Raw genomic sequence first — 18,776 nt, forward strand, 5'->3', positions numbered from 1 at the left:
CCCCTCGGCGCCTCCCGGGCCGCGCGCTGTCCAGGGCTCGCTTCGCTCACGCGCTCCATGCTGGCACCACGCCCGCCCCCCGGACGCCCCCTGGCCCGGCGTGTCGCCTTTGTCGTCCCGAGCCGCGCTGAGATGCGGCGTGTCGGGGTTATGACGGCTTCTCTAGGCTGCTCAGAGTCGTCGGTCGCGACCTGCTTGGAGAGAGCCTTTGCCTGCTGGTCTGGAAGGACGGACGGTGACGTTCCACGACTTCACTGCGTCTCGATAGTGCCTGGTTGGCTCATGGTCGGGGTAGCCGCCGCTGGAGAGCACCAGCACTCGTCCCTGCGGCTGTGCGCCGACGGCCTGGTAGAACAGCTCGGCGAATCCGGTCTCGGTCTGGGGCAGGTCGTCGCGGTAGGGCAGGTAGGCGAGGGTGGAGGCCGGCCCGAACAGTGGTCGAGCCGGTGACGGCCTCGTACCGCTGACGAGCAGCGTTGTTGGTCACGGTGACGTCGTTCGTGGACGTCTGCGTAGGGAGCCCACGCGGAGTGCCTGGCTGTAGCCCTAGGCGTCCTCCCAGGGCACCCCGTGGTTGAAGCCGTCACTGGTGGTCATGCTCATTCCTCCTCCATGTGTACTTCGAGCCTGCTGCTTGAGGCGATGACTTCGCGTCGGTGAACATCACCGACTACGTATGCGTGCCTTCAGACCTGCGGAGTTGGTGCTGCATGAACCAGATCGAGGCGGTTCGTGCCTGCTGAGTCAGGGAAGAGACAGCTCCTTCAGCTGTCTGCGGGAGGTGATGCCGAGTTTGCCGAAGATGTTGCGCAGGTGGGCCTCGATCGTGCGGGGGCTCAGGAACAGTTGCGCGGCGACCTCCCGGGAGGTTGCCCCGGTGGCTACCAGCCGGGCGATGTGCAGCTCCTGGGGGGTGAGGGCATCGGTGGGTTGGGCGGCGCGTTTGCGTGGGTGCTCGCCGGCGGCGCGCAACTCCCGGGCGGCGCGAGCGGCGAACGCCTCTGCACCGATGTCGGACAGCAGGTCGTGGGCAGTGCGGAGCTGCTCGCGCGCTTCGCGACGGCGACCTTCGCGGCGTAGCGCCTCGCCGTAGACGAGGTGGGTGCGGGCGAGGTAGGCGGTCATCCGGCAGCCTCGGAGCTGCTCTATCGCCTCGCGATAGAGCTCTTCGGCCTCGGAACCGGTAGTGACGAGCGCTCGCGACCGCGCCGCGAGCCCGAGCCCCCACGGGGTGCCCGAGGCGGTCGCCCGCAAGGTGAGCTGTTCGAGCGCGTAGGCCGCACGCTCCGGCTGAGCGGTCCGAGCCGCCGCCTCGACGAGCTCGGGGAGGACCAGGTTCACGTGCGGCGGTTCGAGGCTCTGGAACCCCTGCTCCGCAAAGTCGAGCGCCTCGGCGTAATTGCCCAAGCCGTTGTGCAGGACCGCCAGCGTGTGCTGGGCCACGGCCACCTCGTTGGTGCTCCCGCGTGCCGTGGCCTCCCTGACGAAGGTGGCGTGCAACTCGGTGACCTCGCTCGACGACCCGCGCCATGCCGCCAGCAGGAGCGGCGCGACGAGCAACGACATGCCGCCGGTGGCGTTGGTGATCGCAGCCTCCTCGGCGATCAGCTCGGAGGCTCGTGCCGACTCGCCGGCAAGCACGGACACGGACGCCAAGAAGAGCAGTGCCGCGGGAAGGTTCGACAGCGCACCGGCCTCGCGGGCGACGCGCACGTTCTGTTGCGCCAGCGCGTAGAGGAGTTCGTCGTCATAGAGCGTCAGCGCCGCGCGGGCGGCTAGCCACAGCCATCGGCTGTCGCCGCCACCGCGAGCCTGCGCAGGTCCTCCATCGTGGCAAGTGGCCTCAAGCGCGCGGCGGAGCTCAGGAACTCCCGCCGCGTAGCTGTGCGTGTACATCGCCACCAAGCCGTCGAGCAGCAGGTCAGCCGGGGTCGGCGGCTCCGCAGGTGGGGGTGCGGACCGCGCGGCCTCGGCCACCTCCCGCACCGCGTGTCCGTCGTCCCGCCCGCCGATGATCATTGTCACGTCGAGCGATTGCAGGTAGGTCTCGCGCGACAGGGCGGCGTCCAGGGGGGCGAGCGTCCTCGCGGCGCCCAGCAGCAGTCCGGGCACTTCGCCGCGGCGGGTCAGGTGGAACGCGAGCTGGGCACGCAACAACTTGCTACGGGCGCTCTGCAGTGCGTTCAGCGGCCCGGCCGCGGCGACCTCCAGCAGCGCCAGAGCCCCGGCGGAGTCGCCTACTTCGTGCTTGGCGGATGCGGCTTCCAGCGCCCGCCTCGCACGATCAGCGGGCTCGGGGGTCAGGTCGGCGGCCTGCTGGAGGAACGCGGCTGCGGCTGCGAGACCGCCTCGGGCGCGCGCCCGACCGGCCGATCGCTCCAGTCCGGCGGCGGCTTCCTCGTCGGTGCCTTGCACCGCCTGGGCACGGTGCCAGGCCTTCCGGTCGGGGTGGGTCCGAGATTCGGTGGCGACAGCCAACGCTGCGTGCGCACGACGGCGATCTGGTGGGTTGGCGGCTCGATAGACCGCCGAGCGCACACACGGATGCCGAAACCGCACCTGCATATCGATCGTGACCAAGCCGGCGACCTCCGCCGGCGCGCCCGACTCGCGAGCGATTCCCAGCTCCGCGGCGGCGCGCCACAAGAGCTCCGCGTCACCGGTGGGCTCGGCCGCCGCGACCAGCAACAGCAGCTGTGTCTCGACGGGCAGGTTGCGTGAGCGGCGCTGAAACATGGCCTCGATCCTGAGCGGCAGACTCATGGCGTCAGGAAGTGCGAACCCACCGGCCAAATGAGTCGGTGAGGCGCTGCGGGACAGCTCCAGCAATGCGAGCGGATTGCCTCGCGCCTCAGCGATGACCCGTTCCCGGACCTGCTGGTCCAGCGGTGTGGGCACCGCGGCGGCCAGCAGCGCCCACGCCTCCGGTGGGCTGAGTCTGTCCACGCGAAGCTCAGGCAACCCCGCGAACAAGCTGGGATCGAGGTTGTCGGTGGGGTCGCGCAGCAGGACCATCATGGCCAGGCGCTCGGCCGCGACCCGTCGCGCCGCGAACGCCATCACCTGTGCGGTCCCTTCGTCCAACCACTGTGCATCGTCGATGAGGCACAGCATTGGGCCGTCTTCGGCGACCTCGGCCAGCAGGTTCAGGACGGCCAGCCCGATGAGGAACCGGTCTGGGGCAGGGCCGGCCTGCTGTCCGAACGCGACGTTCAAGGCGGCGCGTTGCGGATCGGGCAGGACCTCTGCCCTGTCGAGGAGTGGCGCGCACAGCTGGTGAAGGCCACCGAAGGCGAACTGCGCCTCGGACTCGACTCCGACCGCGCTCGCCACACGAAACCCTGATGAGGACGCGAGGGCGCGAGCATGCTCGAGCAGCGCGGTCTTGCCGATGCCGGCTTCCCCTCGCACCACCAGCGACCCGCTGCGCCCGGCGCGAGCCTCATTGAGCAGGTGCTCGACCGCCTCACGCTCGACACGTCGACCCACAAGGTCCACCATCACGCCCCGCCCCTTATCCCAGCCAAGCCCCGACTACGTGATTCTTACTTATGCGAACAACGTTTGTGCCTACTCGGCTCGTCCCAATGAGTGCGGACGGTCGGGTACGACATCGGGGTTTCACCGACGCGACGGCGCTGGATCGTGCGCGAACCTGATGACACGGCAACACAAATATGTCGCACAACAAGGGACGGCAGGGCTGTCGTACTTCCTCGGCCCGGGGGAGCGGGGGCTCCCCGGGCCGAGGAGCGACCTCGGCTGACACGTCACGGACGCCCGTAGAAGCGAAAGGAACGACTGGGAGCCACGCCGATGAGCACGTCTCGGACACAACGGCGAAAGACGCCCGGCCGTCGGTCGGCTCGGGCGTCTTTCGGCGGTGGGAGGTCAGACGTTCTTCATGATCTCCCGCATCAGGACGGCGGTCTCGCTGGGGGTCTTGCCGACGCGGACGCCGACCTTCTCCAGGGCCTCCTTCTTCGCCTCCGCGGTGCCGGACGAACCGGACACGATCGCGCCTGCGTGGCCCATGGTCTTGCCCTCCGGGGCGGTGAACCCGGCGACATAGCCGACGACCGGCTTGGTCACGTTCTGCTCGATGTAGGCGGCGGCGCGCTCCTCGGCGTCACCGCCGATCTCGCCGATCATGACGATGGCGTCGGTGTCCGGGTCGTCCTGGAACGCCTTGAGGGCGTCGATGTGGGTCGTCCCGATGACGGGGTCGCCGCCGATCCCGACGCAGGTGGAGAAGCCGACGTCGCGTAGCTCGTACATCATCTGGTAGGTCAGCGTGCCCGACTTGGACACGAGACCGATGCGGCCGGGCGTGGTGATGTCGGCCGGGATGATGCCCGCGTTCGACTGCCCGGGGGACGCGATACCGGGGCAGTTCGGCCCGATGATGCGCGTCTTGTTCGCTGCCTTTTCCGCGTACGCCCAGAAGTAGGCGGTGTCGTGGACGGGGATGCCCTCGGTGATCACGACGCAGAGCGGGATCTCGGCGTCGACCGCCTCGACGACGGCGTCCTTGGTGAACTTCGGCGGGACGAACACGACGGACACGTCGGCGCCCGTCTGCTCCATCGCCTCCTTGACCGTCCCGAAGACCGGGAGCGCCTTGCCGTCGAAGTCGACGCTCTGCCCGGCCTTGCGGGCGTTCACGCCACCGACGACCTGGGCGCCGGACGCGAGCATCCGGCGGCCGTGCTTGGTGCCCTCGGAGCCCGTGATGCCCTGAATGATGATCTTGCTGTTCTCGGTGAGCCAGATGGCCATCGCTCATGCACCTGCCGCGAGTTCCGCGGCACGCTTGGCCGCGTCGTCCATGGTGTCGACCTGCTGTACGCCGTTCAGCGCCGCGTCGCTCAGGATCTTGCGCCCGAGTTCGGCGTTGTTGCCGTCCAGCCGGACGACCAGGGGGCGGTTGACGGCCTCGCCGCGGTCGGCCAGCAGCTGGTAGGCCGACACGATGCCGTTGGCGACGGCGTCGCACGCCGTGATGCCGCCGAAGACGTTCACGAAGACGGACTTCACGTCGCCGTCCGACATGACGATCTCCAGCCCGTTCGCCATCACCTCGGCGGAGGCGCCGCCCCCGATGTCGAGGAAGTTGGCGGGCTTCTGGCCGCCGAACTGCTCGCCCGCGTAGGCCACGACGTCCAGGGTGGACATCACCAGGCCCGCGCCGTTGCCGATGATGCCGACGCTGCCGTCGAGCTTGACGTAGTTGAGGTCCTTGGCCTTGGCCGCCGCCTCCAGCGGGTCGGCCGCGCCCTTGTCCTCCAGCTTCTCGTGGTCCTGGCGGAAGGCCGCGTTCTCGTCCAGCGTGACCTTGCCGTCGAGGGCCTTCACCTCGCCGTCGGCGGTGAGGATCATCGGGTTGACCTCGACGAGGGACGCGTCCTCGTCGGTGAAGACGGCCCAGAGGCGCTCGATGAGCTCGGCGGCCCCGTCGAGGGCCTCCTCCGGGAGCCGGCCCTGCTCGGCGATCTCCCGGGCCTTGGCCCGCGAGATGCCGTCCAGAGGCGAGACCGGCACCATCGCCAGCCGGTCGTGCGGCACCTCCTCGATCTCCACGCCGCCCTCGACGGAGCAGATGGTGAGGAAGGTGCGGTTGGCGCGGTCGAGCAGGAACGAGAAGTAGTACTCCTGCGCGATCGCGCTTCCCTCCTCGATCAGGACCTTGTGGACCGTGTGGCCCTTGATGTCCATGCCGAGGATCCCGCCGGCGAGCGCTTGCGCCTCGTCCACCGAGTCGGCCAGCTTCACACCGCCGGCCTTGCCGCGGCCCCCGGTCTTCACCTGGGCCTTGACCACGACCTTCGAGCTCCCCGCGGCGAACAGCTCCGCCGCGATGTCCCGGGCTTCCTGGGGAGTATGGGCGACCTTGCCGGTGGGCACCGGTACCCCGTACTCGGCGAAGAGTTCCTTCGCCTGATGTTCGAACAGGTCCACGAGGCGTCCTTTAAGGATCGACAGCCGAATGACCGCACGAGTGGGGGTTACACGGGAGTCCGTGCGGCCGGCACTCTGCGGTCCGCTCGTCGATGCAGCCTAGTCAACCCGCCATCGTGGTGACGCCGCCGGGGCCGAATGTCCGCGAGTGTCACCGGAACGAAGGTGTGCTCCTCCTCAGGGGAGGGCACGAGTGGCACGTGAGGAGGATGAACCAATTGACGTAGTTTGATGTACTTATTTCCGCTGGACGATCAAGCCGACGGCAGGTGCGGTAAAAGGGGGCGGACGTATGGCGATGGCGGAGGAACGGGACACGACCGTCGCGCCCCCCGTCCCCGCCGACGCCCTGTCCGGCGCATCCGCCCACGGCGCCTCCGCCCACGGCGCCTCCGTCCACGGGGCCTCCGCCCGCAGCGCGTCCGTCCACGGCGAGACCGGCCTGCGGCGGGCCGTCCCGGACGGGACCGTTCCACCGCCGGTGCGCCGCCCGCCGCCGCCCCTGCGGAGGCGGCCGGGGAAGCGCAGGGGTCCCCGCGCGTTCCGGCGCGTCACCGCCCTGCTCATGGTCGCCGCCCTCATCGCGACCGGAGAATCCACCGTGCCGGACCGTGCCGCGCCCGGGTGGGCGAGCCCCGGGATGGTCGGCGGGGGCGGCTGGCCCTTCGCCGGCGTCCCGCTGACCCCCGTCGAGGCCGACGGCGCGTCCTACCTTCCGGACAGCTCGGTCGTCAGGCTCGCGGACGGGCGGATCCGGCTCGTACCGACCGGCGGGGACCGGCCCGTCACCATCGGGGCGGACGACCCCCGGGTGGCCCAGGCGGTCCGGTCCGACAACGCCTGGCTGTCGCAGGGCACCATCCCGACCGGCGGGCTCGACCCCGCGACCGGAAGCGACATGAGCTACCGGAACATGTCGGCCCGCGCGCTGCTCGACCTGCGGCTCCTCACCCGGACGAACGGCGCGTCCCTCGCCTCCTGGTACTCCAAGTGGCGGTACGCCTGGCCCCGCGACTCCGCGTTCGCCGTCGCCGCGTTCGCCGTCACCGGGCACCCGTCCGAGGCCCGCGACATCCTCGGTTTCCTCTCCAAGGTCCAGAACGAGGACGGCATGTGGGCCGCGCGCTACCACCCCGACGGGAGCGCGGTCTCCGACGGCCGGCACGCGCAGCTCGACTCGCTCGGCTGGGTCCTGTGGGCGACCTGGTTCTACCACGTCCACAGCGTCCGGACGGGCGAGGAGCTCCCCGATCTGTGGCCGATGGTGCAGCGCGCCGCCGACCACCTGGCGCGGTCCCTGGACGCCGAGGGCCTGCCGCCCGCCTCGTCCGACTACTGGGAACGCCACCCCCGGCACGAGCAGGACCCCCGGCGGCCCACGCTCGGAGTCGTCGGCCCGGTGCTGGCGGGCCTGAGGTCCGCCGCGGACCTCGCCGAGCGCCGCGGCGACGCCGGGAAGGCCGGCGAGTGGCAGCACGCGGCAGGGCGCGTGTCGGACGCGGTGGACCGGCAGTTCGCCCCGTACGGCTACCCGCGCTCCCCCGTCCCCGGCGGCCTCATGGACACCTCGGTGACGTTCATCGCGCCGCCGTTCGCGCCCGCCGACCCGGACGTGACCGCCGCGATCGCCGACGCCGCCCGCAAGCAGGCGCTGCCGAACGGCGGCGTCCTGCCGGGCGAGCGCTGGTCCGGCAACCAGGAGGTCGCCTGGACCCCGGAGGTCGCGATGTTCGGCCTCAACGCCGCCACCTCGGACCGGACCGGCGACGCGATCAGCCGCCTGAGCTGGCTGTCCGCCCACCGCACGTCGCTGGGCGTGCTGCCGGAGAAGGTCGGCCCGGACGGCCGGCCCGCCGGCCCCGCCCCCCTCGGCTGGACGGCGTCACTCGTCCTCCTCAGCCTCTACGCCCTGGAACACCCTGTCCCCATCCCGCCCGTGGACTGACCGGCCGGGCCTGTCCACCGGCGGGCGTCCACCGGCGGCGTCCACCGGCGGGGCATGTCTCAGGTGGAATGCTGTTCCACGCCCCACTGCCGGATGGTGCCGTCCGCGGAGCCGGACACCACGACCGCCCGCCCGGCCACCGTTCCCCCCGCCACCGAGTTCACCTGGCCGGAATGCCCGGTGAGCGGCTCGCCCCAGGCGCGGCCGGTGCGGGGGTCCCAGACCCGGACGCCGTCGTCGGCGCTGCCGGAGACGACCGCCGGGCGCCGCGCGAGACTCCCCGCCCACAGGGCGAGAACAGCGTTCTCATGGCCGGTCATGGGCGGATCCATCTCCGTGCCGGAGGTCACGTCCCACCGCCGGATCGTCCCGTCCGCGTAGCTGGCGAGGAGGATGGGACGTCCGGCCACGGGGGCGAGCACGTTCTTCAACGCCCCGTCGGTGCGCACCGGACGGCCCATCGGCGACCTGGACAGCGCGTCCCACACCTGAAGCGACTCCCCGCCCGAGTCCGAGTGGACGAGCAGCACGCCGCGTCCCGCGAGGTCCACGGGCTCGACCCACACGTGCCCGCTCCCCTCGACCTTCCACGGCTCCTGCACGGTCTCCCCGCTCGTCACGTCCCGGGCGAGCACCGTGACCGGCCCCGGCGCATCGGCGGGCTCCGTGAAGTACGCCGTCAGGTGCCCGTCGAACGGCGCCAAGCCGATCAGCGTGCCACCGTCGCGCCAGGCTTCGAGATCCCAGTTCTCCTCATCGACGAACGGCGTGCTCAGGCGGTCTCCGGAGGTCACGTCCCATAGCACGGGGGCGGCCCCGCCCCCGCTGACCAGGGCCATGGAAGCGCCGCCCGCGGCGCCGATGAACAGGTTCACTCCGCCCGACTCGACCCACCCGACACCGGCGTCGCGGCCGAGTTCCCTGACGCGAGTGCCCGTGACCGGCTCCCACAGCCGCCCGACCCCGTCCGAATGGAAGGTGAACAGCACCATCCCGCCGGAAGCGGGCAGCAGCGACACGTGCCGGACCTCACCGCTGTCCGAAACGAGGATCGTCCCGCCGAGCTGCGTGCCGGAACGGGCGACCCGGGAGTCCGCGCGCCGCCCCCAGAACCATGGGACCGCGGTGGAAAGGGCCGCGAGCCCGGCCGTCCCGGCGAGGCCCGCCAGGACGGCCCGCCTGCCCGGCCTGCGCCGCCCGTCCGCGGGCACGGGCGGGTCATCCGCCTCCGCGACGGCGTCCGGCCTGGTTCGCGGCGACAGGGACCGGGCCAGGTTCACCGCGTCGTGCAGCAGCCGCCCGAGGTCGAGTTCGTCGTCTGCGCGGGACAGGCCCTCGTCGAGCAGGCAGCCGACCAGTTCCTTCGCCGCGGGACGCGCCTCGGGGTCCTTGTCCAGGCACCGGCCGAGCAGGCCGTGGAACGCCATGGGAACACCGTCCAGGTCGGGCGCACGGGTGAGGATCGCGTGCATGACCGCACCGGGATGCTCGTGCCCGAACGGAGGCCGCCCCGTCGCGGCGTAGACCATCGTCCCCGCCCACGCGAACACGTCGGAGGCCGCCTCGGTGACCGCCCCCGAGATCTGCTCGGGCGCCATGTAGGCCAGCGTTCCGATGCGGCCCGTCGTGGTGGTCGACATGGCCTCCAGGGCACGCGCGATGCCGAAGTCGATGACGCGCGGCCCGTCCGCCGCCAGCAGCACGTTGTGCGGCTTGAAGTCGCGATGGACGACCCGTGCGTTGTGGATGGCGGCCAGCGCGGCCGCCGTTCCCACCGCCAGGCGGTGCAGCGCCGCCTCCCCGCGCGGACCGTCCCGCTGGACCGCGTCCTGAAGCGACTCCGCGTCGACGTACTCGCTGACGATGTACGGCCGGCCGTGCACCACGCCGACGTCCAGGACCCGGGTGGTGCAGAACTCCGCGATCCGCCCTATCGCCCGCACCTCGTTGACGAAAGAGCGCTGCGCCCTTTCGTCTCCGGCCAGGTGGGCGTGCAGGACCTTGACCGCGACCTTGCTGCCTGAGGCGTCCTCGGCGAGATGCACGACTCCCTGGCCGCCCTGCCCGAGCACGCGCAGAAGCGTGTACCCGCCCAGCCGCGGAGGCTCCCCCGAAAACTCCACCATGCATTCATGGTGTCGCAGTGAGTGATAGATCACGGCCCTTTTACTTCAGAAGCTCATGATCGTCCTCGGGCGGGCGTGCCGCGGGAATTCGTCAGAGTTTCTCAATGGTGGCGTAGCGGAGGACGAGGGTCCTGACGCCGTACTCGCCGCCGAAGTCGACGCTGGCCTTCTTGCCCTCTTCGAAGACGGAGACGACGGTGCCCAGCCCGAAGGCGTCGTGAGTGACCTTGTCGCCCGGGGACAGGGACGGGACAGGGCGGTTTCCGGCGGTGCGGGTCCCCGGCCGGGACGCCATCTCCGCCATGGCCGACCCGGAGGTGGACGACACCTCGCGTTCCCATTCGATGAGGGCCTTCGGGACCTCGCCGAGAAAGCGGGACGGCGGGTTGACCTGCGGGGCGCCCCACGAGCTGCGCATGGTGGCGCGGGACAGGAAAAGGCGCTGGCGGGCGCGGGTGATGCCGACGTAGGCGAGGCGGCGTTCCTCTTCGAGTTCCTTGGGGTTGCTCATGGCGCGCAGGTGCGGGAAGACGCCGTCCTCCATGCCGGTGAGGAACACGACGGGGAATTCGAGGCCCTTGGCGGTGTGCAGGGTCATGAGGGTGACGACGCCCTGCTCGGTCTCCTCGGGCTGCTCGCCGGGCGGGACGGGGTTCCCCTTGGCGCCGCCGGGAATGGAGTCGGCGTCGGCGACCAGCGCGACCTGTTCGAGGAACTCGGGGAGGCGGCCCTCGGCGGACTCGCCGTCGAGCCGCTCCTCGAACTCGCGGGCGACGGCTTCGAGTTCCTGGAGGTTCTCGACGCGGGTCTCGTCCTGCGGGTCCTTGGACGCCTGCAGCTCGGCGAGGTACCCGCTGGCCTTCAGGATCTCGGCGACCAGGTCGGCGGGGGTGAGCGTCTCGGCGGCGGCGCGCAGCTCGTCCAGCAGCCTGACGAAGTCGCGGACGGCGTTGAGCGAGCGCGTGGCCATGCCGGGGACGTCCTCGGGTACCCGCAGCGCCTGCCAGAAGGAGATCCGCTCCCGGGACGCGTACGCCTCGACGCACGCCTCGGCGCGGTCGCCGATGCCGCGCTTGGGGACGTTCAGGATGCGGCGCAGGGAGACGGTGTCCTCGGGGTTGGCGAGGCAGCGCAGGTAGGCGAGCAGGTCGCGGATCTCCTTGCGCTCGTAGAAGCGCACACCGCCGACGACCTTGTAGGGCATGCCGACGCGGATGAACACTTCCTCGAAGACACGCGACTGGGCGTTGGTGCGGTAGAAGACGGCGACGTCGCCGGGGCGGGCCTCGTCGTCGTCGGTGAGCCGGTCGACCTCGCGGGCGACGAACGCGGCCTCGTCGTGCTCGTTGTCGGCGACATAGCCGGTGATCTTGGGGCCTTCGCCCTGGTCGGACCAGAGCTTCTTCGGCTTGCGGTCGGCGTTGCGCTCGATGACCGCGTTGGCCGCCGACAGGATCGTCTGCGTGGAGCGGTAGTTCTGCTCCAGGAGGATCGTGGTGGCGTCCGGGTAGTCGCGCTCGAACTCCAGGATGTTGCGGATCGTCGCGCCCCGGAACGCGTAGATCGACTGGTCGGCGTCGCCGACGACGCACAGCTCGGCCGCGCCGATGCCCTCGATGGGGGCCGTCAGCTCCCTGATCAGCTGGTACTGCGCGTGGTTGGTGTCCTGGTACTCGTCCACCAGGACGTGCCGGAACCGGCGCCGGTAGTGCTCGGCGGCCTCCGGGAACACCTGCAGCAGGTTGACCGTCAGCATGATCAGGTCGTCGAAGTCCATGGCGCCGGCCTGCTGGAGCCGCGCCTGGTACATCTCGTACGCCTCGGCGAGCGTCTGCTCCATGTGCGTGGACGCCCGGTCCTTGAACGTCTCGTAGTCGATCAGCTCGTTCTTCAGGTTGGACACCTGGGCGCTGAACGCCTTGGGCGGGTAGCGCTTGGGATCGAGGTCGAGCTCGCGGCACACGAGCGCCATCAGCCGGTTCGCGTCGGCCTGGTCGTAGATCGAGAAACTCGTCGGGAACCCGAGGCGCTTGGCCTCGCGGCGCAGGATCCGGACGCAGGCGGAGTGGAACGTCATCACCCACATGGCGCGCGAGCGGGGCCCGACGAGGGCGTCGACGCGCTCCTTCATCTCCGCGGCGGCCTTGTTGGTGAACGTGATCGCCAGGATCTGGCCGGGGTGCACGTCGCGCTCGCCGAGCAGGTGGGCGACGCGGTGGGTGAGCACCCGGGTCTTGCCCGAGCCGGCGCCCGCGACGATCAGCAGGGGGCCGCCGGAGTGCACGACGGCGGCGCGCTGCTGCGGGTTGAGGCCATCGAGCAAGGGGTGAGCTTCGGTCTTCGACATCACGGGCGAGTCTACGGCGCGGCAAGGACGTTTGCGGCGCCGTCTAGGTCTTGCGGTGGTCGTAGGCGGATTCCGCGGCGGCGCGGACGGCCGCCAGGTCGGCTCCGGTCGCCGCCATGGACGCGGCGGCGACCGCGCCCTCGACGAGCGGCGCGTCCGCGAGCACCAGCTCGGCGCCGCCGGCGTCCTCGATCAGCATCTTCGCGGTGAGGACCGAGCTGCCGAGGTCGGCGAGCAGCAGGACGCCGTCGCCGCCGTCCGCCCTGGCGACCGCGCCCTCCACGAGATCGACGCTCGTGCCGAGCCCTCCTTCGGAGTCCCCGCCCGCGGGCTCCACGACGGCCTTGCCGACGCCCATCGCCCGCGCCACCTCGACGACGCCCTCCGCGAGCGTCCGGCTGTGGGAGATCACGACGATTCCGACCATCGGCCTCACCCCTCGCCCGCGACGACGTCGCCGAGGGCGCGCAGGAGCAGGGCGGTGGACGACGCGCCGGGATCCATGTGCCCTGTGCTGCGCGCCCCCAGGTAGCTGGCCCGCCCCTTACGGGCCTGCATCGGGACGGTCGCCTCCGCGCCCCTGTCCGCGGCGCCGGCGGCGGCGCGGACGCAGTCCGCGAGTCCGGAGCCGTCCGCGAGCGCCGCCTCGTAGGCGGCGACCGCGGGCGCCAGCGCGTCGATCATCGTCTTGTCGCCCTCGACGGCCTTCCCGAGGTCCTGGACGCCCTCCAGCGCGGCCCGGAGCGCGGCCCCCAGCGAGGCGGCGTCCACGTCGGCCGCGTCGCCGAGCGCCTTGCCCGCGCGGCGCAGCGCGGTCCCGTAGAGGGGGCCGGACGCGCCGCCGGTCTTGGACACGATGGCCCGTCCGGCGGCGCCGAGCACTTTCCCGGGCGAGACTTCCTCGGGCAAGGCCTCGGCGGCGGCACGGAAGCCGCGGTCGAGGTTGAGGCCGTGGTCGCCGTCGCCGATGGCCGCGTCCAGCCGGGTGAGCCGGTCGGCGTCGGCGGTGACCAGCTCGGCGGCGTGCCTGATCCAGGAGGCGAAGTCCCCCGCGTTCATGCTCATCGGCCCCACCGCAGCCCCGGGGTCTCCACGGGCGCGTCCCAGAGCCGCGTCAGCTCGGGTGTCAGCCGGCACACGCTGATCATGCAGCCCGCCATCTCCAGGCTCGTGACGTACGGCCCGACCAGGGGGCGGACGACGGACGCGCCGTGCCCGTCCAGCCATTCCGCCGCCGCCGCGTAGGCGACGTACTGCTCGATGAGCGGGGTGCCGCCCATCCCGTTGACCAGCACCAGCACCTCGGACCCGGACAGCGGCATGTCGGCGTCGATCGCGCTCAGCGACGCGTCCACGATCTCCGTCGCGGTGCCGGTCCGGACGCGCTCGCGGCCCGGCTCCCCGTGGATGCCGATGCCGAGTTCCATCTCGCCCTCGGCCAGCTCGAACGTGGGCGTCCCGGCGGCGGGGACCGTGCACGGCGACAGCGCGACGCCGAACGACCGGCTGCGCTCGTTCACCTCGCGCGCCACCGCCGCGACCGCGTCGGCGGGTGCGCCCTCCTCGGCGAGCGCACCGGCGATCTTCTCGACGAACAGGGTGGCGCCCGTCCCGCGCCGCCCCGCGGTGAACGTGCTGTCCTCGACCGCGACGTCGTCGTTGATGACGACGGACGCGACCTCGATGTCCTCGTCCTCGGCCAGCTCGGCGGCCATCTGGAAATTCATGACATCGCCTGTATAGTTTTTCACCAGGTGGACGACGCCGGCGCCGCCGTTCACCGCCATCGTCGCGGCGATGATCTGGTCGGGCACCGGGGAGGTGAAGACCTCGCCGCAGCACGCCGCGTCGAGCATCCCGTGGCCGACGAACCCCGCGTGCAGCGGCTCGTGGCCGGACCCGCCGCCCGACACCAGGGCGACCTTCCCTGCGCGCGGCGCGTCCGCCCGCACGACCGTCCCGTTCCCCGGGTCGACCCGCAGCGAGGGATGCGCGGCGGCCAGACCGCGCAGCGCGTCGGAGACCACTTCGGCCGGGGCGTTGATGAGTTTGCGCATGTCTCAGAGGTACCCCGGTGCGGCCCCGTGTCCCAGACCCAATCGCCGATCTTCGCCGCGGGCCCGATATCCGGATGCCCCGCGATCAGCGCGGCATTAGATTCTCACCCGTGACGAAAGCGCGAACGATCCTCCTCGACTGCGACACCGGCATCGACGACGCGATGACCCTGCTGTATCTGGCCTCGCTCGTCCGGGCGGGCGATATCGAGCTGACCGGGGTCGGCACGGTCCACGGCAACATCGACCCGCTGACCGGCGCGCTGAACACGCTGCGCGTGCTGGAGCTGGCGGGAGTGAAGGCGGGCGAGCAGGGCGTGCCGGTCGCGGTCGGCGCGGCCCGGCCGATGGCGCAGGACGTCCACTTCGCGCTGGAGTGGCACGGCGCGGACGGCCTCGGCGACACCCGCCTCCCCGAACCGGCGGGACGTCCCGTCGCCGAGCCCGCCGCCGCGCAGATCGTCCGGCAGGCCCGCGCCAGGCCGGGCGAGCTGACCCTGCTCGCGACGGGCCCGCTGACGAATCTCGGCGCGGCGCTCCTGCTCGACCCGGAGCTGCCTTCACTGATCCGCGAGGTCGTCGTCATGGGCGGCGCGTTCGACCACCCGGGCAACATCACCACGCACGCCGAGGCGAACATCTGGCACGACCCCGAGGCCGCCGACCTGGTGTTCGCGACGGACTGGCCGGTCACGCTGGTGCCGCTCGACGCCACCCACCCGACCGCCGTCCACGACGACTGGCTCGACCGGCTCGCCGCGCACGACTCGGCCGCCGCCCGGTTCGCCGGACGCATCCTGGACTTCTACGTCGACGCCTACACGCCGACTCTGCGGCGCCGGGGCGCGGTCATCCACGACGCGCTCGCCGCGATGCTCGCCGTGGACCCCGATCTCGGCGAGTACACCCAGCGCGCCGTCCGGGTGGAGCTGCGGGGCGAACTGACCCGCGGCACGACGGTGTGGGACGCGCGGTCGCTGCCCGCCGAGGACACCCGCCGCCCGGTCCGCGTCGCCGTCGGCAGCGACATCCCGGCCTTCCGCGAAACCCTCCTGTCCGCCGTCCTGTCCCTGTGACCGGGACTCCGCTCAGCGGAGCGCCTTGTCCACCGCCTCGATCACCGAGCGGTTGAAGCCTCCCGGGGTCAGGTCGGCTCGGGAGAACACGACGATGTACCGGCCGGTGCGCATCGTCAGCGTCGTTCCGCCCGTGTTCCGGACCACGTACGCCTCGTCGCCGAACCGTCGCGACCTCTCGGCCTCCGTCCCGACGGTCCGCCCGGCGAGCAGTTCGCTGGCCGCCCCGGCGTCCGGCGCCACCCAGCCGATCCTGAACTCGAACGGGCCCGCGCCGCCCCGCACCTGGCAACCCCAGTTCGAGATCTTCACCGCGCCGAGCCTGAGCGGCTCGTGCGGCGACGGTTTCCGCTCGCGGACCCGATCCGCCTTGGCGGTGAGGTCGCAGGCGTCCGGCCAGTCCGCGACCGCGACGCCGCCCGTCTCGGCGGGGCCGCCGCGCCCACCCGGCCCGTAGGCGGTGATCCGCAGCCCGTTCCCCGGTGACTGGACGCGATACAGCCGGTCCCCCTCGATCACCGCGGGTCGCGGGGTCGCGTCGAGCTGTTCGCCGCGCAGCGCGAACGGCAGCGGGACGGTGGTGACCTCGCCCTTGCCGGGATCGATCACGTCGAGCGCGCCCGGGGTGAGTTCCGGGGACAGGCCATACCGGTGGTCCTCGTATTCGCCGAGCCACTCGCGGATCCCGTAGACGCGGCCGCCGGCGGTGACCAGGCCGCCGTGCTCCCGGGCATCGGTGCGCTCGCTCACCTTGCCGGTGCGCACGTTCACGAACTCGAGCCGCATCCCGCGGCTCCTGCCGTGGTCGGCCACGGTGAGGACGGCACGGTCCCCGGCCACGGCGATCTCCTTGGCGGCGAGGTCTTCGTGCTTGAGCTTCCAGATCGTCTTGCCGTCCGCGGTGACCAGCCAGGACATGTTGACGTCGTCCACGCCGTAAGCGGTGATGAGCGTCACACCGCCGCGCGTCCGGGCCTGCCAGGTGCCGAGCCGGCTGGGCTTGCTCCATTTGACGGCGCCGGTGGCGGGATCCAGCGCGTACATCGTCTTCCGGCCCGCGCAGGCCGCTTCCACCGACAGCAGGCTCCCGTCGGTGTCCTGCGGATTGAACGAGCATCGCTCGGCGGATCCGGCCGCCCACGTCCAGCGCTGCTTCCCCGTGCGGGCGTCGACTCCGACGAGGCTCGGCTTCTTCTTGTCCGGGCCCTCGAAGACCGCCACTCCCGCCTCCGGAGACGCCATCGGCCGGTATCCGGTCTTCTGGCCTTCCGTGACGGGCCGCAGGCCGCCCCTGTTCCACAGGGTCCGCCCGCCGGCGGCGTCGAGCCCGGTGGTACGGAGCCGCCGGTCCTGGACCTGGCGCGCGTTGCCGTCCCGATCGGTCGCGACCGTGGTGACGACCACGGTGTCGGACGTCACGGCGTAGTCCAGGACGAGCCGCGCCTTCTCGTAGTAGTGCCAGCGCGCCTTGCCGGTCTGCGCGTCCAGGACGTCCAGCCCGCGGTTGGATACGACCGCCACATGCCCGGCAACGAACTCGGTTCTTGCCAGGTTCGGCGACGGCAGGCCGGGCAGATCGGCCCGCCACACCTGCTGCGGCGTCCGCGCGGGAAGTCCCGCGTCGGCGGCGGGCCGCGTCCCGGACGCGGTCGTGACCCGGTCCACCTCGATCCCGGGCGGCTTCTCGTCGTCCGTGCCGGTGCATCCGCCGGCGAGTACCGCGATCGCGGCCAGCGCGGCGACGGGCGCGCGGCGATACGACATGACCAACCTCCAGAAACGGGCACTTCACCATGTGATCGTCCAGGTCGGCTGGAATGTTCGCGAGTTTCCTGATCTTCGCCGGTGCCCGGAACGGGCCGGAGACTTTATTGTTGAAACCGTGATCAAAGTTCTGGACGACGGTCAGGTACGGCGGGTTCTTGTCGTGATGGCGCATCCCGATGATGTCGACTTCGGCGCGGCCGGGACGGTGGCGGGCTGGACCGACGGTGACATCGAGGTCGTCTACCTCATGGTCACCGACGGCGACGCGGGCGGCTTCGACGACAACGTCACCCGCAAGGAGATGGCGGTGCTGCGGCGCGAGGAGCAGCGCGCGGCGGCCAAGTGCGTCGGGGTGAGCGACGTCCGCTGGCTCGGCTACTCCGACGGGCGGGTCGAGGCGACGCTCGACCTGCGCCGCGACATCGCCCGCGTGATCCGGCAGGTGCGGCCGGACCGGGTGCTGATGCCGAGCCCGGAACGCAACTACGAGCGGATCTACCCGAGCCACCCCGACCACCGGGCGGTCGGCTCCGCCGCGCTCGACGCCGTCTACCCGGACGCGCGCAACCCGTACGCGTTCCCCGAACTGCTCGCCGATGAGGGGCTCGACGCCTGGACGGCCCGGGAGGTGTGGTTCAGCGGCGGCCCCGTCTCGAACCACTACGTCGACATCACCGACCGTTTCGACCGGAAGGTGAACGCGCTGCGGGCCCACGTCAGCCAGACCGGGCACATGGGTGACGAACTGCCCGACATGCTGCGCGGCTGGCTGTCGGCCAACGCGGCGGCCGCGGGGCTTCCCGAGGGCCGTCTCGCCGAGTCGTTCCACGTCATCGACACGGCCTGAACCAACACGGCTTGACCAACACGGCTTGACCAACACGGCTTGACCAACACGGGCCGAACCAACACGGCTTGACCAACACGGGCACCTCCGGCCCGGCGCGGTCACGTTACAAAATTGACCGGTCACAAGCCGTAATCAGCCCCAGAACGGGCATGGCATCCCAGGTGACAGAACTCGGGGGGTTGTCATGCCGCATGAGATCGAGGTCATCGCCACCTCCATCGCCGCACCGGAAGTGATCTTCAAGCATCTGTGCGTGGCCGAGGCGTGGGGCGAATGGGGCGGATTCTGGGCCCGCGGGAGGCGGGAGTCCGCGGGCGAGGAGCACCCGAACGGGATCGGCGCCGTCCGGTGCGCACCGTCCCGGCGCGAGGAGGTCGTCGCCTGGGACCCGCCCCGCCACTACGGCTACGTCGCGGTGGCGGGGCCTCCGCCGCGCCGCTTCCGGGCCGACATCACACTCGAGCCGCACTGCTCCGGCACCCTGATCCGCTGGCGCGGGGCGTTCGACGGCCTCCCGGGCACCGGGCCGTTCACGCGGCGCGTGCTGCGCCGCCGGTTCGACTCGTACGCCCGCCGGGTGGCGTGGCATTCCGAGCACTGCGAACCCGGCTGCCCCGCCCGCCTCCCCGGCGCACTCTGACCGGATGGCG

General features: G+C 71.5%; 13 protein-coding genes. 4 read left to right on the forward strand and 9 right to left on the reverse strand.

What is annotated here, in order from left to right; all coding sequences use genetic code 11:
• Window positions 1-744: 744 nt before the first annotated feature.
• From E1285_RS08205 to sucC, 3 genes are all read right to left on the reverse strand, one after another.
• Window positions 745-3,501, reverse strand: a complete 2,757-nt coding sequence (locus tag E1285_RS08205) for a LuxR family transcriptional regulator (RefSeq protein ID WP_132149809.1) — start codon at window positions 3,499-3,501, stop codon at window positions 745-747.
• Window positions 3,502-3,891: 390 nt separating this feature from the next.
• Window positions 3,892-4,779, reverse strand: a complete 888-nt coding sequence (gene sucD, locus E1285_RS08210; protein WP_132149742.1) for a succinate--CoA ligase subunit alpha — start codon at window positions 4,777-4,779, stop codon at window positions 3,892-3,894.
• 3 nt (window positions 4,780-4,782) lie between these two features.
• On the reverse strand, window positions 4,783-5,958 hold the full coding sequence (gene sucC, locus E1285_RS08215; RefSeq protein ID WP_132149744.1) for an ADP-forming succinate--CoA ligase subunit beta: 1,176 nt from the start codon (window positions 5,956-5,958) through the stop codon (window positions 4,783-4,785).
• A 292-nt stretch (window positions 5,959-6,250) separates the two neighbouring features.
• Between sucC and E1285_RS08225 the strand changes: the two genes are divergently transcribed.
• Entirely contained in the window at window positions 6,251-7,903 is a 1,653-nt protein-coding gene (locus E1285_RS08225) for a glycoside hydrolase family 15 protein (protein ID WP_243722638.1), read from the forward strand.
• A 59-nt stretch (window positions 7,904-7,962) separates the two neighbouring features.
• Here the strand turns inward: E1285_RS08225 and E1285_RS08230 are convergent, their stop codons facing one another.
• The 5 genes from E1285_RS08230 to dhaK all read right to left on the reverse strand — a co-directional run bounded on the left by E1285_RS08230 (window position 7,963) and on the right by dhaK (window position 14,433).
• Window positions 7,963-10,029, reverse strand: coding sequence for a serine/threonine-protein kinase (locus E1285_RS08230; RefSeq protein ID WP_132149748.1), 2,067 nt, complete (start codon window positions 10,027-10,029; stop codon window positions 7,963-7,965).
• 91 nt (window positions 10,030-10,120) lie between these two features.
• Window positions 10,121-12,376: a DNA helicase PcrA gene (pcrA, locus tag E1285_RS08235; protein ID WP_165966508.1), complete on the reverse strand. Its 2,256-nt coding sequence runs from the start codon at window positions 12,374-12,376 to the stop codon at window positions 10,121-10,123.
• A 43-nt stretch (window positions 12,377-12,419) separates the two neighbouring features.
• Window positions 12,420-12,803 carry a hypothetical protein gene (locus E1285_RS08240; RefSeq protein WP_132149750.1) on the reverse strand — a complete coding sequence of 128 codons (384 nt, stop codon included), beginning with the start codon at window positions 12,801-12,803 and terminating at the stop codon, window positions 12,420-12,422.
• Between the two features lie 5 nt (window positions 12,804-12,808).
• A complete protein-coding gene (gene dhaL, locus E1285_RS08245; RefSeq protein ID WP_347814066.1) occupies window positions 12,809-13,441 on the reverse strand; it encodes a dihydroxyacetone kinase subunit DhaL in 633 nt (210 codons plus the stop codon).
• Window positions 13,438-14,433 (reverse strand): dihydroxyacetone kinase subunit DhaK, encoded by a 996-nt coding sequence (dhaK, locus tag E1285_RS08250; protein WP_132149752.1) that lies wholly within the window; start codon window positions 14,431-14,433, stop codon window positions 13,438-13,440. Before dhaK ends, dhaL begins: the two co-directional genes overlap by 4 nt.
• A gap of 110 nt (window positions 14,434-14,543) precedes the next feature.
• Between dhaK and E1285_RS08255 the strand changes: the two genes are divergently transcribed.
• Window positions 14,544-15,509 carry a nucleoside hydrolase gene (locus E1285_RS08255; RefSeq protein ID WP_243722640.1) on the forward strand — a complete coding sequence of 322 codons (966 nt, stop codon included), beginning with the start codon at window positions 14,544-14,546 and terminating at the stop codon, window positions 15,507-15,509.
• Between the two features lie 12 nt (window positions 15,510-15,521).
• Here the strand turns inward: E1285_RS08255 and E1285_RS08260 are convergent, their stop codons facing one another.
• Window positions 15,522-17,273 carry a PQQ-binding-like beta-propeller repeat protein gene (locus E1285_RS08260; RefSeq protein ID WP_132149755.1) on the reverse strand — a complete coding sequence of 584 codons (1,752 nt, stop codon included), beginning with the start codon at window positions 17,271-17,273 and terminating at the stop codon, window positions 15,522-15,524.
• A 166-nt stretch (window positions 17,274-17,439) separates the two neighbouring features.
• On the opposite strand from E1285_RS08260, the gene E1285_RS08265 reads away from it, so the two are divergent.
• A complete protein-coding gene (locus tag E1285_RS08265; RefSeq protein WP_132149815.1) occupies window positions 17,440-18,123 on the forward strand; it encodes a PIG-L deacetylase family protein in 684 nt (227 codons plus the stop codon).
• Window positions 18,124-18,310: 187 nt separating this feature from the next.
• Window positions 18,311-18,766 (forward strand): SRPBCC family protein, encoded by a 456-nt coding sequence (locus E1285_RS08270; RefSeq protein ID WP_132149757.1) that lies wholly within the window; start codon window positions 18,311-18,313, stop codon window positions 18,764-18,766.
• Window positions 18,767-18,776 lie beyond the last annotated feature (10 nt).

This window comes from Actinomadura sp. 7K507 (genome assembly GCF_004348425.1).
Classification (GTDB): Bacteria; Actinomycetota; Actinomycetes; order Streptosporangiales; family Streptosporangiaceae; genus Spirillospora.

What these genes read in the sequence shown, in the direction of transcription:
- E1285_RS08205 (WP_132149809.1), bottom strand. Translation starts at nt 3,501, where the DNA reads ATGGTGGACCTTGTGGGTCGACGTGTCGAGCGTGAGGCGGTCGAGCAC.
- sucD (WP_132149742.1), bottom strand. Translation starts at nt 4,779, where the DNA reads ATGGCCATCTGGCTCACCGAGAACAGCAAGATCATCATTCAGGGCATC.
- E1285_RS08225 (WP_243722638.1), top strand. Translation starts at nt 6,251, where the DNA reads ATGGCGATGGCGGAGGAACGGGACACGACCGTCGCGCCCCCCGTCCCC.
- E1285_RS08230 (WP_132149748.1), bottom strand. Translation starts at nt 10,029, where the DNA reads ATGGTGGAGTTTTCGGGGGAGCCTCCGCGGCTGGGCGGGTACACGCTT.
- pcrA (WP_165966508.1), bottom strand. Translation starts at nt 12,376, where the DNA reads ATGTCGAAGACCGAAGCTCACCCCTTGCTCGATGGCCTCAACCCGCAG.
- E1285_RS08240 (WP_132149750.1), bottom strand. Translation starts at nt 12,803, where the DNA reads ATGGTCGGAATCGTCGTGATCTCCCACAGCCGGACGCTCGCGGAGGGC.
- dhaL (WP_347814066.1), bottom strand. Translation starts at nt 13,441, where the DNA reads ATGAGCATGAACGCGGGGGACTTCGCCTCCTGGATCAGGCACGCCGCC.
- dhaK (WP_132149752.1), bottom strand. Translation starts at nt 14,433, where the DNA reads ATGCGCAAACTCATCAACGCCCCGGCCGAAGTGGTCTCCGACGCGCTG.
- E1285_RS08260 (WP_132149755.1), bottom strand. Translation starts at nt 17,273, where the DNA reads ATGTCGTATCGCCGCGCGCCCGTCGCCGCGCTGGCCGCGATCGCGGTA.
- E1285_RS08265 (WP_132149815.1), top strand. Translation starts at nt 17,440, where the DNA reads ATGGCGCATCCCGATGATGTCGACTTCGGCGCGGCCGGGACGGTGGCG.
- E1285_RS08270 (WP_132149757.1), top strand. Translation starts at nt 18,311, where the DNA reads ATGCCGCATGAGATCGAGGTCATCGCCACCTCCATCGCCGCACCGGAA.